The 18,108-nt window shown below is 61.5% G+C and carries 5 protein-coding genes and 1 pseudogene; 2 read left to right on the top strand and 4 right to left on the bottom strand.

Going from position 1 to position 18,108, the window contains the following annotated elements:
- The 4 genes from AC1DKH_RS20855 to AC1DKH_RS20870 form a co-directional block, all read right to left on the bottom strand.
- Positions 1 to 1,131 (bottom strand): nitrilase-related carbon-nitrogen hydrolase, encoded by a 1,131-nt coding sequence (locus tag AC1DKH_RS20855; protein WP_477799152.1) that lies wholly within the window; start codon positions 1,129 to 1,131, stop codon positions 1 to 3.
- Between the two features lie 246 nt (positions 1,132 to 1,377).
- A complete protein-coding gene (locus AC1DKH_RS20860; RefSeq protein WP_477754736.1) occupies positions 1,378 to 2,706 on the bottom strand; it encodes a TolC family outer membrane protein in 1,329 nt (442 codons plus the stop codon).
- A 1-nt stretch (position 2,707) separates the two neighbouring features.
- Positions 2,708 to 4,048 carry an HlyD family type I secretion periplasmic adaptor subunit gene (locus tag AC1DKH_RS20865; RefSeq protein WP_477754737.1) on the bottom strand — a complete coding sequence of 447 codons (1,341 nt, stop codon included), beginning with the start codon at positions 4,046 to 4,048 and terminating at the stop codon, positions 2,708 to 2,710.
- A 6-nt stretch (positions 4,049 to 4,054) separates the two neighbouring features.
- Positions 4,055 to 5,791 carry a type I secretion system permease/ATPase gene (locus tag AC1DKH_RS20870; protein ID WP_477754738.1) on the bottom strand — a complete coding sequence of 579 codons (1,737 nt, stop codon included), beginning with the start codon at positions 5,789 to 5,791 and terminating at the stop codon, positions 4,055 to 4,057.
- Positions 5,792 to 6,464: 673 nt separating this feature from the next.
- Here AC1DKH_RS20870 and AC1DKH_RS20875 point away from each other — a divergent pair.
- Positions 6,465 to 16,792, top strand: a pseudogene (locus tag AC1DKH_RS20875) (peroxidase family protein).
- A 50-nt stretch (positions 16,793 to 16,842) separates the two neighbouring features.
- Positions 16,843 to 17,553, top strand: coding sequence for a hypothetical protein (locus AC1DKH_RS20880; protein ID WP_477799153.1), 711 nt, complete (start codon positions 16,843 to 16,845; stop codon positions 17,551 to 17,553).
- The last annotated feature ends 555 nt before the right edge of the window (positions 17,554 to 18,108 follow it).

Here is an 18,108-nt window from a genome sequence, read left to right on the forward strand (position 1 = left end):
TTACAACCAGAGGTTCAGCAAACGCGCACCCTGGGCGTTGCCGTCGGCAAAGTGCTGGCCGTTACTGCTGAGAAAACTGTGCCCGGCGCTGCCCTGATCCCAGAACTGACCCCGCAGGAACACACTCATGCCAGCGACAGCCTGACTGGCCGGTATCTGGGTCGTGAGGGTCAGGCGCTGCCAGGCCTGGCCTTCACTGACTTCTCCAGGCTTCAAGTTGACCGATGCCGGCTCCGGCGAACCCCTGTAGCCGCGCCACGGTTGATCCCAAGTGCTACGGCCGGCCACAAAGGCTGGTACTGCAACCAGCTGTACGCTTTGGTCGTTGAGCTTGAGGTAGTTTTCCGGGTACCAGCTGTCGTGGCCGATCAATACGCCCAGCCTACCTGCAGGGGTATCAACGACGCTGAGCGAGTGCTCGCCGTTCGCCTTGATCCCGTTCTGTTCTGCGAAGAACGGGTGCATCTGGCGCTGGGGCTGGCCGATCGGCAGGCCTTCGCTGTTGAACACCACGCTGCTGTTGTACAGCGCGCCGCGGCCGATTTTCAAGGTGCCGTCGATGATGCTCGGTTCGGGCAGCACGATGGAGCCCGCCACCAGCGTCACGTGGAATTCCCTGGCCAGCCCTCCGAACAATGCCTGGTAGTCTCTGGCCATCGCCTTGGCTTTCATGCGCAGGTGGGCATCGTCCAGGCGGTTGCCACCCTCGGCGCTGATCAACGCCTTGGCGAACTTCAGGGGATTGCTCACCGCCAGCCAGTTCATGGCCTCCTTGAAGGTGCTGGCCTGATACAACTCATCCTTCTCGCCACTGACCATCAGCCATGTACCGACGTGTTCCGGCAACACCACGACGGTCTTGCCGTTCAACAAACCCTGGTCCCGGGCTGCTTGCAGATAGGCCGCGAGCTTGCGGTGCAAGCGCTCGGGGCTTTGATAGTCGGTAGGAAACAGTTCGGGCTGGACGCCCAACAGATTGCCACGGTCCGCAGGCGTGCCCTGGTCGACAGCCAGGTTGATCCGCAGGTCCGAAAGGTAATGACCCACCGGCCGGTCCGCGGCCCACATCGCGTAGGTCGTGAGGGCGGCGAGCAACGCCATGGAAAATGTCAGGTACAAAAGTTTGCGCATGGGGAAACAGTTTACAGCCTGGAGCCGGGCGTGGCTTTTCAATAGGAACTGAATCGAGCATAAAGGGAATCAAGGGCTTAGTGGGCAAATTTCAGCGTTGACGTTTTTTTCGCTAACGGCTGCCGTCCTGCGCCGAGATGCCACAACGAAGGACCGGGTTGAATGAGAGCTGATTTGAAGGGGTGGGGATCGAGGAGGGGAACGCCGGTCAGCCATCATTTGGCTTGACCGGCCGGCAGGTTAGCGTTATTTGGTGACCAGCAGTTCCGGGCCGAGGTAGTCGTTGATCTGGTTGATATCGTCGTCACCCAGGCTGCCCACCGATGAGGCCAGGCGCAGGCGCGACATCAAATAGCGCACCTTGGCTTCGAACAGATCGTGGCGCGCAACGAAGAGCAGCTCTTCGGCATTGAGGACGTCCGAGTTGGTGCTGGTGCCGCCCTCTTTGAAGCCCTTGCGTGACGATGCCAGTGAGCGTTCGTTGGACTCCACTGCCTTCTCCAGCGCGCGAATACGTTTGGCGCCGCTCAGAATGCCTTGATACTCACGGGTGGTTTCGGTGATGACTTCCTGTCGCGCGGCGTCGAGTTCGTCCACGGCCTTATCGCTATTGGCACTGGCCTGGCGTGTCAACGCGCTGACGCCGCCACCGCTGTACAGTGGGATATTGACTTCCAGCCCGATCGAGCCGTAGTGGTTGCGTTGATTCAACTCGGAGAGTGACTGGCTCTCACCCGCGGTGTAGCCGGCAATGAAATCCAGTGTTGGCCAATGGCCGGCGCTGGCACGCTTCACTTCTTCTGCTGCGAGGTCGCTGCTATAACGGCGCGCATGAATCAGCGGGCTATCGGTCTGGGCTTTGACCAACCAGTCCTGCAGGCTGCTCGGTAGCAGCGGTGGTGTATCGAAGCTCGGGCGCAAGGTGGTCACTGACTCGGGGGTTTCACCGATATATTCCTCGAGCTTGCGGCGCGCGTTGATCAGGTTGTCCTGCGCTTCGATCAGCTCGGCTTCGGCGAGGTCGCGGCGAGCGGTCGACTCGTCGATGTCGGTGACGGTGCCGGCCCCCAGCTCCATGCGCCGCTTCGCCGAAGCGAGTTGCTCTTCGAAGGCGGTCAGCTTGGACTTGGCCAAGACGATGGTTTCGCTGGCCAGGAGCACATCGAAATAGCTTTCGGACAAGCGCACCGCGGCGTCCTGGGTCTTGGCATCGAACACCGCGTTGCTGTAGTCGGCACGCTGCTGACCCTGGCGGTATTCGGCCATCTTCTGTTTGTTGAACAGCGGTTGGCGCAGGCGCACGTTAGCGCCCTTTGAGTCGTAATGGAGATCTCTGTCGATGCCGCTCTGGCTTTGGGAGCCATTGACCTTGTTGTGGTAACCCGAGGCATTGATCTGCGGTAGCAGACCGGCCTTGCCGATGGCGCGGTTTTCCTCGCCGGCCTCTTTTTCATGCACGGAGGCTTGGTAGATAGGGCCCTGGAACTGCAACAGATCCCAGGCTTGTTTGAGGTCCATGGCACCAGCCGGCAGGGACAGCCCCAGCAGGCAGAAGAGCAGGCAACGACATTCCATCTCATTGTTCCTTGAATGAGCTGTCCACACGATCAAGCATTGGTTTTAGAAGATAGCTGATCATGTTGCGCTCGCCAGTCTTGATGGTGACGCTGGCGGGCATGCCGGGGCGAATGTGGTTGCTGCCAAGCAGGCCCATGCCATCGGGCGTGACCTCCACCTGAGCCAGATAGAACGGTTGCTTGCTTTCCTCGTCCATCAGCCGGTCGGCGGAAATGGTCTTCACGCGGCCGGGGATGTTTGGCGTCCTGGCATGGTTGAAAGCCGGGAAGGAAATGTCCACGGGCAGGCCGGGGACCATCTTGTCGATAGCCTGCACGGGAATCATCGCGTCGACCTGCAACGGTTCGTTGAGCGGAACGATTTCCATGATCTTGAAGCCGGGCTGAATGATCCCGCCGACGGTGGCAATGCTCAGGCCCTGGACCATGCCATCGATCGGCGAACGAATCACCGTGTGGGTCACTTCATAGTCGAGCGAGCGCAAGCGGTCGGCCAGGGTGGTGTTTTCCTTGGCGGTTTCAGTCAGCTGCGATTCGACTTCCTTCAGGTAATCGTGCTGGCGCTGCAGGATGCGCAGCTTGATTTCGGTGGTCTGGCTACGTATGCGGGCGATGTTGTTGAGGTTCTCGGCCTGGCCGGCGGAGAGGTCGGCATTGCTGCGTTCCAGCTCAAGCAGGCGGTTGCGCGGCACATAGCCTTCGGCCGTCAACACGCGGGTGCCTTGCAGTTCCTGGTTGAGGAAGCTGATCTGCGAGGCGCGGGCGCTATAGACCTGCTGCAGGCCCTTGAGCTGCACTGCCGAGGCTGCCAGGTTTTCCTGCAGGATGCTGATTTCGCCAGCGAGTCCGGCGCGCCGGGTGTCCAGCAGGCGCTGTTGCAGGTCCATGGCGGCCTCCAGGCGGTGATCACCCTTGAAGCGCGTGAGCATCTCGGGATCGAAGTTCACCACATCGCGACCGTCACGTTCCGCTTCCAGGCGGTTCTCCACCGTCTTGCTGACGATGTACTGGGCGCTGACCGCACCCTCTTCGGCAACGGCACGCAATGAGTCGAGGCGGACCACCTCCTGGCCTTTTGTCACTAAATCGCCTTCGCGAACGAGAATGGCCTCCACGGTACCGCCACTCAGATGCTGCACGGCTTTGCGATTGTTGGTGACTTTGACCGTGCCTGTCGCGACCACGCCGGCATCCAGCGGCGCCAGCCAGGACCACAGGAGGAAGCCGCCGAAGCCGGCGAGCACCAGCCACACGCCCCATCGCGCGGGTTTACCGACGTCCAGATCTACCATGCTCCGGGTATCGGCTTTGATCATCTCGGTGTGTTGGCTCATTTGCATGATCGGTCACTCCCGTGCTTTGACGGAGGCCAGAGGGGTCGACGCGCCTGCCGGCATCACACTGGCCTTGCGCAGCGCTGCGAATACTTCATCGCGCGTACCAAGCATCTGCACGCCGCCGTCGCGCAGCATCAGCACCTTATCGACGGCGCAGAGTACGTTGGGACGGTGGGAAATCAGAATGACGGTGGCGCCGCGGCCCTTGAGTTCGGCCAACGCATCGACCAGGGCCTTTTCGCCGACGTCGTCGAGGTTGGCGTTCGGCTCATCCAGCACGATCAGATTGGGCTCGCCATACAGCGCGCGGGCCAAGGCGATGCGCTGCTTCTGGCCACCGGAAAGCGGGCTGCCATCGGTGCCCAGACGGGTGTCATAACCCTGCGGAAAACGCAGGATCATCTCGTGCACGCCAGTGATCTTGGCGGCGCGGATGACCGCTTCGCTGTCTACTTCGCCAAAACGCGCAATATTGTCGGCGATGTTGCCCTCGAACAGCTCAACGTCCTGTGGCAGGTAGCCGAGCCAGGGGCCAAGTTCGCCCTTGTTCCAGGTGAATATGTCCGCGCCGTCCAGGCGCACTTTGCCAGCCTGCGCCGGCCAGACGCCAACCAGCAGGCGGGCGAGAGTGGATTTGCCCGAGGCGGATGGGCCGATAATGCCAAGGCTTTCGCCAGGGACAAGGCTGAAGCCCACCCCACGCAGAATCGTGTTGTTGGTACCGGGGGCGCCGGCATACACATTCTCCACCGCAACCATCCCCTGCGGCCGCTGCAGCGACATGCTCGGTGGCCGGCGCGGATAGTCATGCAGCATCTCGTTGAGCCGGCCCCAGGCCGAACGGCAGCCGAGCAGTTGCTTCCACGACGCGATGACCTGTTCCACCGGACCCAATGCGCGGCCGGTGAGGATCGAGCAGGCAATCATCATCCCCGGGGTGATCTTGCCTTCGATCGCCAGCAGCGCGCCGGCGCCGAGGATCAGCGACTGCAAAGTGATGCGCACGAAGCGCCCGGTGCTGCTGATCAAGGCGGCGCGGTCGGAGGCCAGGGTCTGCATTTCCAGAATGCGTAAATGGCTTTGGAACCAGCGCTTGCTGATCGACGGCAGCATGCCCATGGCCTCGATGACCTCGGCATTGCGCAGGTTGTTGTTGGCGTACAGGGCGGAGGAGAGGGCGGCCTGATTGGCTTCGGACAGCGGCTTCTGCGTCGCCTTTTCAGTGAGATAAGCCAGGCCCATCAGAATCAGCGAGCCGATCAACGTGAGCAGTCCGAGCAATGGGTGGATCAGATAGGCGACCAGCAGGTAGATCGGCGTCCACGGTGCATCGAAGAAAGCGAACAGGGAATTGCCGGTGACGAACTGACGAACCTGAGCGAGATCTTGCAGGGCCTGGGCCGGATTACCTCCGGCGCGGCTCAGGTTGCGCTCGAATGCAGCGGTGAAAATGCGCTGGTTGAGGTCCATGTCGAGGCAGTTGCCGACCCGGATCAGCACGCGGGTGCGGACCATTTCCAGCGTAGACATCAGCAAGAACAGACCTACCACCAGCACAGTCAACATCGCCAGCGTCGTGACGTTGCGACTGACCAGGGCTCGATCATAGACCTGCAGCATATAAACGGCTGGCGTCAACATCATGACGTTTATGACGCCGCTGAACGCTGCCAGCGAATAAAAACTGCGGCGCATGCGAAAGAGCGCGTCGGCCAGTTCGGAACGGATGCTCGACTGCTTGGGCATTTTTGTCCTCCCACTTCGAATAGCCGGTTGCCCTGGTGGCGCAACAGGTAACAGTAAATGTAGTCCCGTAAACAGCTTATGGGCACGCAGGCTGGTCGCTCTATGGGTGGCGAGTCTTCCGAAATCGCTGCGTTGCTCCCTTATGCAGCAGCGTAGGTGGCGGCGAAACAGTTCGAAATAACATTTTGCTCTATACCTGCACTCAACTTTCTATATGTCTTTTAAAAACAGCTAGTTGTGAGGCTCAGCACCAGTCGTCTGTTTTAACGACGTAATATTGACAAAAATTTGCTATGGAACTTTAGTCTTAGTTATCGGGTGGGCCGCCCGCCTGAAGCTTGCCATTGCTTTGGCAACGCAAGGCGCGGTGATTCTCCTGAGAGGAGCCGAATCATGTCGATCATTCCGTTCTTTTGCAGAGGGAAGGGGCTGTCCAGGACGTTCGCCTTCACTTCCAGATTCCATGGCCCGCCCAGGGCTCGAATCCGCTCTGCCTGATCGCCCGGCGAGCAATTCATTTCGCGAATTCCAGACGGGTATCCCGGGTCTCGGGTAACGCCAGAGCTCTCGCTAAAAAACATAACCAACACACTGCGCAAGCCAGCACTTGACTTGGCGCGGGAGGATTTTCTCGTCCCGTGCCTTTACCCAGACAGATCGAGGGCAATCCAAAATGGCCAACTTTAATCAATCCGATCTTGAGTTCGTTCTCCAGCAGATTTTCATCGCGGAAGCAAACTCGGCCGGCCAGTCGCTCGCCAGCCTGATACCGAGCCCGGAATTTGCTTTCGGTCTGCGTACGGTCGACGGGACCTTTAACAACCTGAGACTGGGTCAGAGCGAGTTCGGCGCAGCCGACAACTTTTTCCCGCGCTTGACCACTCCAGTCTTCCTCCCGGCTGAGGCGGGCACCTCTTACACCCAGACCAGCGGCCTGGTGATCGACTCGCAGCCACGCACCATCAGCAACCTGATCGTCGACGATACCGCCAACAACCCGGCGGCGGTCGCGGCCACGTTCGATCCCGGTCTGGATGGCATCCTCGGCACGGTTGACGATGTCTTGAAGGACGGTGCGCAGGTCGTTACTGGAACCCGTACCGACGGCACGACTTTCCAGACCTTTTTCATGCCTAACGAGGCGCCGGACGCGGGCCTGTCCGCGCCGTTCAACTCGTGGATGACCTTCTTCGGTCAGTTCTTCGACCACGGCCTCGACTTGGTGACCAAGGGCGGCAGCGGCACGGTGTTCATCCCGCTGCAGCCGGACGATCCGCTGTTCGTCCCGGGCAGCCCGACCAACTTCATGGTGTTGACGCGGGCCACCAACCTGCCCGGGCCCGATGGCATCCTTGGCACCGCCGACGACATCCACGACGCTTCAAACACTACCACGCCGTTCGTCGACCAGAACCAGACCTACAGCTCGCATCCCTCGCACCAGGTGTTCCTGCGCGCCTATGAATTCGATGCCGCCGGCAAGCCGGTGGCGACCGGCGAGCTGATCACCAATCGTGACCTGGGCGCCGATGGCCTGTTCGGCACTGCCGACGACGTTGAAATCGGCGGGATGGCCACCTGGAAAGTGGTGAAGGCGCAGGCGCGCGACATTCTTGGCATTGAGCTCGACGATCTCGACGTCCTCGACCTGCCGCTGTTGGCGACCGACCCATACGGCAACTTCATTCGGGGGGCGAACGGCTTTGCGCAGATAGTGACCGCGACCGGCTTGGTCGAGGGCAATCCGCTGGCGCCGATCGACGCATCGCTGGCGATCCGCACCGGTCACCAGTTCCTCATCGACATTGCGCACAATGCCAGCCCGGTGGACAGCCAGACCGGTACGCCACTGACGGCCGATGCCGACCTCGTTGCCGGCGGCCCGGTGGCCGCAGGCTTCTACGACAACGAGCTGCTCGACGCGCACTACATCGCCGGCGACGGCCGGGTCAACGAGAACATCGGCCTGACCACCGTCCACTCCATCTTCCACTCCGAGCACAACCGGCTGGTCCAGCAGACCAAGGACACAGTCCTCGCCTCAACGGCCGCCGGCGACCTGACGTTCCTGAACCAGTGGCTGCTGACGCCCGTCACGTCTGTTCCTGCTGATCTGTCGACCTTGAACTGGAACGGTGAGCGCCTGTTCCAGGCGGCGAAATTCGGCACCGAGATGCAGTATCAACACCTGGTGTTCGAAGAGTTCGCGCGCACCATTCAACCGCAGGTCGATGCCTTCATTGACTTCGATGACACGATCGACCCGTCGATCGTCGCCGAGTTCGCGCACACGGTCTTTCGCTTCGGCCACTCGATGCTAACCGAGACCATTGACCGGCTGGACCCCAACTTCGTCTCCAGCGAGATCGGCCTGATTCAGGCCTTCCTCAACCCGCTGGCGTTTGCGGCCAGCGGCCCGACGCCTGCGCAGGCGGCCGGCGCCATCGTCCGCGGCTTGACGCGCCAGGTCGGCAACGAGATCGATGAGTTCGTCACCGAAGCGGTGCGCAACAACTTGCTGGGCCTGCCGCTCGACCTGCCCGCCCTCAACATCGCGCGCGGCCGCGATACCGGCATCCCGTCCTTGAACGCGGCGCGCCGTGAATTCTACGCCGGCACCGGCGACAACCAGCTGAAGCCCTACACCAGCTGGGTCGATTTGGTGCAACACCTGAAGCACCCGGAATCGCTGATCAACTTCATCGCCGCCTACGGCACGCACGCCTCCATTACCAGCGCCACCACGCTCGACGCGAAACGCGCAGCGGCCACGCTCCTGGTGTTGGGCGGCGTTGGTGAGCCGGCGGATCGCCTGGACTTCCTCAACAGCACCGGCGTCTATGCCAACCTGGCAAATGGGGCAACCATTACCGGCGTTGATGCCATCGACTTCTGGATCGGCGGCCTGGCCGAGGAAAAAATGCCGTTCGGCGGCATGCTCGGCTCGACCTTCAACTTCGTCTTCGAGGACCAGCTCGAGAAGCTGCAGAACGGCGACCGGCTCTACTACCTGCACCGCACCCAGGGACTCAACTTCCTGAGCGAGCTCGAGAACAACTCGTTCGCCAAGATGGTGATGCTCAACACCGACGCGACCCATCTCCCGGCGCTCATCTTCTCGACCCCGACCTTTACCCTTGAGGTCGACCCGACCAGGCAGTTCAACTCGAGCGTGATTGCCGGTCTGGACGGCATTGTGGGCACCGCCGACGACCTGCCTGGCAACACCGATCCCACTGGCGGCATCATGATCAACGGGGTCGTGATCACGCCGCTGGTCATCCGCGACAACCCCAACACGGTCGGTCCCGATACCAACTACTTGCAGTACACCGGCGAAGACCATGTCGTGCTCGGCGGTACCGCCGGCAATGACATTCTCGTCTCTGGCGACGGCGACGACACGCTCTGGGGCGACGCCGGCAATGATCGCCTCGAAGGCGGCTATGGCAACGACGAGATCGAGGGTGGCGATGGCGATGACATCATCACCGACATGGGCGGCGACGACGTCATCCACGGAGAGGCCGGCAACGACGTCATCCACGGCGGCAACGGCACCAATATCATCCTCGGCGGTGACGGCAACGATTTCATCGTCACCGGCGAGGACTTTACGGAGGTCTTCGCCGGCGCCGGCGATGACTTCATGCTCGGCAGCCGGCTGAACGCACAAATGATGGGCGGCGATGGCGACGACTGGATCCAGGTCGGGACCCAGGACGGCGCCCCCGGCGACAATTTCACCGGTAACCTGCCACCGGCTTTGCTGGCAAAGTTGACCGACGGCAACGACGTCTTCAGCGGTGACGGCGGCTTCGATGAAATGATCGGTGAAGGCGGCGATGACATCTTCATCGGCAGTGAGGGCCCGGACAAGATGTTGGGCATGTCCGGTTTCGACTGGGCCACCTACAAGGATGATCATTACGGCGTGACTGTGGACATGAGCCGCATCGTCTTCGAACAATCGGCCCTGTCGCCTTCAGTTGCAGGCGTGCATACCAAGTTCGCCCAAGTGGAAGGTCTGTCGGGGTCGGCGTTCAGCGACATGCTGACCGGCGATGATGCCGACGCGCTCGCGATCGCCGCTGCCGGTGTCCAAGGCAGCGTGCTCACCAATATTGACCTCGTCGCCGGTCTGCGGGCGTTTCTTGGCGCGGCTGCAGCCGGCCCGGACGGTATCCTGGGCACGGCAGACGATCAGTTCGGCGCGGGCAACATCCTCCTCGGCGGTGGTGGCAGCGACATCATCGAAGGCCGCGGCGGTGACGACCTGATCGACGGCGACATGTGGCTGAATGTGCGCATCAGCGTGCGCCAGAACCTTGACGGAACTGGGCCGGAGATCGCCACCTTCGACAGCATGGAGCCCATGATCCCGTTCATGCTCGATGGTACCTTCAACCCCGGTCAGTTGGTCATCGTCCGCGAGATCCTGACGGAGGCCCCCGCCTTCGACACGGCCTTGTTCACGGGCAACCAGCTCGACTATACCGTCACCACTGTGGGCGGCGTGACCACCGTGGTCGACAGCGTCGTCGGTCGCGACGGCACCGACCGCCTGACCAATATCGAGCGGCTGCAGTTCAACGATCAGTCGCTCACCCTGCCTGGCGGGGTCGGGCTCAACAACGACCCGCTGGGCTTGCTGACCATACTCGATGCTGCCAGCAACACCCCGGACGCTACGCCGACCACGGGTCAGTTGCTGAGGGTGTCGGCTGCCGGCGTGACCGATGCCGACAACGCCGGCGGTGCCATCACCGGACCGATCGCCTTCTACTGGCAGTTCGAAGCAGTCCCGGGTACGGGCGTCTTTCAGGACATCACCCGTATTGCGGACGGGGGCGCAGCATTGGCGCACATAACCGGGCCGACCTTCAGGGTGACCCCGGATCTCGCCGGGCTGGAATTGCGCGTCAGGGCCGTTTATAAGGATCAAAATGGTGTGCTCGAGACGGCGTTCTCTGCTCCAACCGCAGCGGTCGTAGCCGGCGTTGCTCCGCCACCGGCAGCCCCGCTGCCGGTCGAGACTCCGGTCGCCAGCACCGGTGTGCACTATATCCGGGCCGATCTGCAGTTCATTCTCGATCAGATTCTGATCTCGGAAAGGAATGCGGCCGGTGAGGATCTCCTCAGCATGCTGCCGAATGCACGGATGCCTTTGGGCCTGCGCACGGTCGACGGGTCGTTCAACCACCTGGTGGCGGGTCAGAACGAGTTCGGTGCAGCCGACACGGTCTTCCCGCGACTGGTTCCGGCACAGTTCGATACGGCGGAGGCGGGCACCTCTTACGCCCAGACCAGCGGCCTGGTGACCGACTCGCAGCCTCGCACCATCAGCAATCTGGTCGCCGACAACACCGCCAACAACCCGGCAGCGATCGCGGCCACGTTCGATCCCGGTCCGGATGGCATCCTCGGCACGGTTGACGATGTCTTGAAGGACGGTGCGCAGGTCGTTACTGGAACCCGTACCGACGGCACGACGTTCCAGACCTTTTTCATGCCTAACGAGGCGCCGGACGCGGGCCTGTCCGCACCGTTCAATACCTGGATGACCTTCTTCGGTCAGTTCTTCGACCACGGCCTCGACCTGGTGACCAAGGGCGGCAGCGGCACGGTGTTCATCCCGCTGCAGCCGGACGATCCGCTGTTCGTTCCGGGCAGCCCGACCAACTTCATGGTGTTGACGCGCGCCACCAACCTGCCTGGGCCCGATGGCATCCTGGGCACCGCCGACGACATTCACGAGGCTGCAAACACCACCACGCCGTTCGTCGACCAGAACCAGACCTATACCTCGCATCCCTCGCACCAGGTGTTCCTGCGCGCCTACGAGTTCAATGCCGCCGGCGACCCGGTGGCGACCGGCAAGCTGATCACCAATCGTGACCTGGGCGCCGATGGCCTGTTCGGCACTGCCGACGACGTCGAAATCGGTGGGATGGCTACCTGGAAAGTGGTCAAGGCGCAAGCTCATGACCTGCTCGGGATCAACCTCACTGATGCCGACTTCGACAACGTGCCGCTGCTCGCCACCGACGCCTACGGCAATTTCATCAAGGGCCCGAACGGCTTCCCGATGGTCATGATGAGGGGCCCGGATGGTATTGCTGATACCGCCGATGATGTTCTCGTCGAGGGTAATCCTGCTGCGCCGATCAGCCTGGTCAATGCCGTGCGCACCGGCCACCAGTTCCTCATCGATGTCGCCCATAACGCCGTTCCGGTGGACGGCCAGACCGGTGCGCCACTGACGGCCGATGCGGACAATGTCGTTGGCGGTACGCCTGCGCCGGGCTTCTATGACAATGAACTGCTCGACGCGCACTACATCGCCGGCGACGGCCGGGTCAACGAGAACATTGGCCTGACCACCGTCCACTCCATCTTCCACTCGGAGCACAACCGTCTGGTCCAGCACACCAAGGATGTGGCCATCGCCTCCAACGATGTCAACTTCCTGAACCAGTGGCTGATGCCCGATGCCCAATTGTTGGTGTTGCCAACAACCGCGGCTGAGATCGCTGCCCTGCACTGGAACGGAGAGCGCCTGTTCCAGGCGGCGAAATTCGGTACCGAGATGCAGTACCAGCACCTGGTGTTCGAAGAGTTCGCGCGTACCATTCAGCCGAACATCGATCCCTTCCTTGGCGAACACCAAAATTATCAAACCGAGATCGACCCGGCGATCGTCGCCGAGTTCGCGCACGCGGTCTACCGCCTCGGCCACTCGATGCTGACCGAGACCATCGACCGGCTGGACCCCAACTTCGTCTCGAGCGATATCGGCCTGATTCAGGCATTCCTCAATCCGCTGGCGTTTGCGGCCAGCGGCCCGACGCCTGCGCAGGCGGCCGGTGCCATCGTCCGCGGCGTGACGCGCCAGGTCGGTAACGAGATCGATGAGTTCGTCACCGAAGCGGTGCGCAACAACTTGCTGGGCCTGCCGCTCGACCTGCCCGCCCTCAACATCGCGCGCGGCCGTGATACCGGGCTTCCGACCCTGAACGAGGCGCGTCGTGAGTTCTACACCACGACCGGCGACAGCAACCTGAAGCCCTACATCAGCTGGGCCGATTTGGTGCAACACCTGAAGCACCCGGAATCGCTGATCAACTTCATCGCCGCCTATGGCACGCACGCCTCCATTACCAGCGCCACCACGCTCGACGGGAAGCGCGCCGCGGCCTCTCTCCTGGTGTTGGGCGGCGCCGGCGAGCCGGCGGACCGACTGGACTTCCTCAATAGCACCGGCGCCTGGGCGAGTGGCCCGACCGGCGTCACCATTACCGGTCTGGACAACATCGACCTCTGGATCGGCGGCCTCGCCGAGGAAAAAATGCCGTTTGGCGGCATGCTCGGCTCGACCTTCAACTTCGTGTTCGAGACCCAGATGGAGAAGCTGCAGAACGCCGACCGCTTCTACTACCTGGAACGCAACGCGGGGCTTAACTTCGTCACCGAGTTGGAGAACAACTCGTTCGCGAGACTGGTGATGGCCAACACCGATGCGACCCACCTCCCGGCCGTCATGTTCTTGACTCCGGCCTTTACCCTCGAGGTCGACCCGACCAGGCAGTTCAACGCGAGCGTGATTGCCGGGCCGGATGGCATACTGGTCGACAATCCATTGACTCCAGTCAATGAGGCCGCCGACAACCTGCCGGGCAATGCCGACCCTGTCGGCGGCATCCTCCTCACGCCGCTGGTCATTCGGGACAACCCTGCGACGGTCGGCCCTGATACCAACTACCTGCAGTACACCGGCGAAGACCATGTGGTGCTCGGTGGCTCGGCCGCCAATGACATTCTCGTCTCTGGCGACGGCGACGACACGCTCTATGGCGACGGTGGCAATGATCGCCTCGAGGGTGGCAACGGCAACGACTTCATGGTCGGGGGCGACGGCGACGACATCATCACGGACATGGGCGGCGACGACACCATTCATGGCGGCGACGGCAACGACGTTATCCACAGTGGCAACGGCCTGAATCTGAACCTCGGCGGCTCCGGCAAGGACTTCATCGTCACCGGTGAGGACTCCTCGGAGGTCTTCGGCGGCGCGGGCGACGACTTCATCATGGGCAGTGTCGCCGACGAACAACTGATGGGTAACGAAGGCGACGACTGGATCGAGAAGGGAACCGCCGATGGTGCTCCCGGCGATAATTTCGACCCGAACGGGCTCGACCTGATACGCGGTAACGACATCTTCATCGGCACCGGCGGGCCCGACAGATTCATGGCCGAAGGTGGCGACGACATCATGTTCGGCAACGGCGGCGCGGGGGACCGCTACCTGGGTGGCTCCGGTTACGACTGGGCCGGCTTCAAGGACGACCCGTTCGGCGTGTCCGTCGACCTGGGCCTCGCCGAAATCGCTCTCGCGCCGCCACTGCCGGAGTTGGCCGCAACCGTGGCTCGGTTCCAACTGGTGGAAGGTCTGACGGGATCGCACTTCAGCGACATCCTGCGTGGCGATGATGCCGATGCCACCGTGATCGCGGCTGCCGGTGCTCAGGGCAGCGTGCTCACCAACTTCGACCTGGTCAGCGGCCTGCGCTCGTTCGTCGGCACCGCAGCAGCCGGCCCGGACGGCATTGTGGGCACGGCAGACGATCAGTTCGGCGCCGGCAACATCATCCTCGGCGGCGGCGGCAGCGACATCATCCAAGGCCGTGGTGGCGATGACCTGATCGACGGTGACAAGTGGCTCAACGTACGTATCAGCGTGCGCCAGAACATTGATGGCACAGGTCCGGAGATCGCAACGTTCGACAGCATGGTCCCGTTGGTGCCGCTCATGCTCAACGGCACTTACAACCCCGGCCAACTCGTCGCCGTCCGTGAGATCCTGACGGATGCGCCTGACCCCCTTAACCCTGGCCATTCCTTCGACACGGCCCTGTACACCGGCCTTCTGGCTGACTACACCGTCATCGAGAACGTCGACGGCACGACCACCGTGGCCGACAGCGTCGTCGGTCGGGACGGTACTGACAGGCTCAGCAATATCGAGCGGCTGCAGTTCGCCGATCAGTCGCTGGTCCTGGTGGCGGGCTTGAACGCCGAGCCGGTGGGCTTGCTGAGGATCAGCGATGGCACGCCGGCCGTTGGCCAAGTGTTGACAGTGTTGGCCGACACCGTCAGCGATGCGGACAATGTCGCTAGCGGAGGTGCGATCACCAGTCCCATCGCCTTCGTATGGCAGGTCGAAACAAATCCGGGCAGCGGTATCTTCGACGACATCGGTATTGCGCTCGGAGGCGGACTAGGAACCGCGACCGGTCCGACCTTCACGGTGACCGCGGCTGAGGAGGGACTGCTGCTGCGCGTCAGGGCCGTCTATCAGGACGCCCACGGCGTGCTGGAAAGCGTGTTCTCGGCGCCGACCGCGCCAACTGCGCCGCTCGGCGGCAGCCCCGTCAACGTCCTGCCGGTTGGCACTGTGCTGATCAGCGATACGACCCCCACGTTAGGCTCGGACTTGACCGCCACGGATGCGTTCACCGACGCCGACGGGACCACGACCTCGGTGATTACCCACCAGTGGCAGGTGGGGAGCGGTGCGGTCTTTGCCGACATCGCCGGTGCGACGGGCACGACCTTCACGCTCAGCCCGGCGCAGGTCGGTCAGCAACTGCGTGTCGTCGCGAGTTACACCGATGACCTCGGCACAGTTGAGCGAGTCACCTCTGCCGCAACGACAGTGGTCGGTAATCTGTTTGTCGGTACCGCGGGTGTCGACATATTCACCGGCACGGCAGGCGACGACGTGGCCAGTGGAGGTGATGGCAACGACATCCTGAACGGCTTGGGCGGCAACGACATCCTCAATGGTGAYGCSGGCAATGACATTCTCATCGGGGGTRCGGGTGCCGAYACSATGGCCGGCGGTGTTGGCGACGATGTCTACGAAGTCACCGACCTYGGGGACGTGGTGACCGAGCTCGCCGGTGCCGGYAACGACACGGTCTGGACCTCGCTCKCGRGCTACACSCTGRGTGCCAAYGTCGAAAATCTGTTTTTCGGCGGCAGCGGCGACTTTGCGGGCASCGGCAACGCGCTCGACAACACGCTCGTGGGCGGTGCGGGTAACGACGTCCTGATCGGTGGCGCAGGTGCCGACACGATGGTCGGCGGTGGCGGCAACGATGTCTACGAAGTCACCGAGCTTGGGGACGTGGTGAKCGAGCTCGCCGGTGSCGGCAGCGACACGGTCTGGACCTCGCTCGGGAGCTACGTCCTGGGCGCCAACGTCGAAAACCTGTTTTTCGGCGGCAGCGGCGACTTTGCGGGCACCGGAGCGACACGGTCTGGACCTCGCTCGCGAACTACAGCCTGGGTGCCAACGTCGAAAATCTGTTTTTCGGCGGCAGCGGCAACTTTGCGGGCWCCGGYAACGTGCTCGRCAAYACGMTCGYGGGCGGTGCKGGTAACGACRTCMTCATCGGTGSCGSAGGTGCCGACACGATGGCCGGYGGTGCTGGCAACGATATCTAYGAAGTCACCGACCTTGGGGACGTGGTRRKCGAGMWCGCCGGTGSCGGCARCGACACGGTCTGGACCTCGCTCGCGARCTACASCCTGGGTGCCAACGTCGAAAATCTGTTTTTCGGCGGCAGCGGCAACTTCGCAGGCACCGGCAACGTGCTCGGCAATAATATCGTGGGTGGTGCGGGTAACGACGTTCTCACCGGCGGTGGCGGTAACGACGTGATGAGTGGCGGCGTCGCCGGCAACGATACGTTCGTGTTTGCTGCCGCGGGTTTCGGCAACGATACGATCCTGAACTTCGGAGCCAATCCGGCCGGGCAGGACTTGCTCAATATCACGGCGCTGGGGATCAACAGCGCGACGTTCGCTGCCAACGTGACCATAACGGCTAACGGGGCGGACACGGTGGTAGGGATCGGGGCGGACACCATTCACCTTGTTGGTGTCAACAGCGCGGCCGTCGATCAGACGGACTTCATTCTGGCCACCTGAGGTCCTGGTCAGTACTGTCGCAGGGAGCGTGGACAGCGGAGGGGAGGGCAATGGATGCCCTCCCTTTCTCCTTCCATTCAATTGTCCACTGGCTATCGGGATGCCAGCAGCGTACTGGAACTCATCAAGGCAAGTTGGAACCGAACTGCGAAATCAAAGAAACAATGGAAAAAGGAAACCCGGCCTTGAACATTTCAGCCATCTGCCTCTTGAGCAGCCTATTGGTTGCGGTCGCGGCTTCTGCTACCGGGATCACCTCGGTCTTCGACCTGGGCTTCACCAGGTCAGCCACAGAAACGCTGAAAAAACTGGACATCAACGACGCTTTTATTATCGCCGTCTCAAGTCCTGCAGCGTTTACTTTCTGCCGCAAAGGTTCGTCAACGCTCTGGAAGTATCAGGTGTTGGATCTAGAGCAACAGGCGGCGATCCAGATTGGCCAAAAGCGGTCTTCGACGGACTATCAACTAATTACCGTTGCGCATGTCAATAGCATTGCCTGCGAACAGGGTCACCTTGCACCATTGGTTAAACCGCCTGTCAGGCGTGGACTTGTCCTCGGCCTGATCACCCTGTTTCTGTTGGTCGGCCTCCGATATACCTACCGGGCAATCATGGATTGCCGTTATGACCAAACCGGGTTTTCCAAGCCCGGCTTACAGCGCTTGAGCGAATCCCGGTTACCGCACAATTCGACAGTCATGGCGTTGGCCGCATGGGGTATAGCGGCAGCCACGGCATTTGTTTACTTCGGGTTTTGAGCATGAGCGCAGAGACTTGATTTACACCCTTATTGTTTAAGTTAATCCTGCGTTGCCATCTGCCTGAAAGGGTGGCCGAATCAGCGTGGAATTCGCAATCGGAGTTTGCTCTGGATGAGAGTCGCTCGCTATTGCGCGTGTTGTCGGATGTATAACAACTGGCGGATCCAATATGTAGTTGTAAAACTGCATGTAATCAAGCAGGCCAGTTGTGGTGGGGCATAGCGCGAAAGTTGGTTCATTACTGTCGCTTCTGGCGCACTTGCGCTATGCACCGTTTGTCGGTGGTTTGTTTAAGAAATGAACATTGGAGCGTCTGTGGCCTCTGATTCCCAAGCACGTCAGTCATGACCTGCCCCTGCAATCGCAAAAAAAGAAGTGGAAGTTGAGTCTCAAATGCAGTGAGTGCAAATTGGGGTTTTTTATCTGAAGTTCAGGGAGGTGATAAACAAGCCGTTCATTGATTTGCCGAGCGAATCAATGAGGTTAACAGTGCCGAGTCCATGATTTGGCTTATCTTTTAGAAGTAAGGTCGTACAGGGTTTTTAATAATTA

The organism is Pseudomonas sp. 05L36 (assembly GCF_056398125.1).

Excerpts from the sequence above, each read along its gene's own strand:
- AC1DKH_RS20855 (WP_477799152.1), bottom strand. The coding sequence starts at position 1,131 with ATGCGCAAACTTTTGTACCTGACATTTTCCATGGCGTTGCTCGCCGCC.
- AC1DKH_RS20860 (WP_477754736.1), bottom strand. The coding sequence starts at position 2,706 with ATGGAATGTCGTTGCCTGCTCTTCTGCCTGCTGGGGCTGTCCCTGCCG.
- AC1DKH_RS20865 (WP_477754737.1), bottom strand. The coding sequence starts at position 4,048 with ATGCAAATGAGCCAACACACCGAGATGATCAAAGCCGATACCCGGAGC.
- AC1DKH_RS20870 (WP_477754738.1), bottom strand. The coding sequence starts at position 5,791 with ATGCCCAAGCAGTCGAGCATCCGTTCCGAACTGGCCGACGCGCTCTTT.
- AC1DKH_RS20880 (WP_477799153.1), top strand. The coding sequence starts at position 16,843 with ATGGATGCCCTCCCTTTCTCCTTCCATTCAATTGTCCACTGGCTATCG.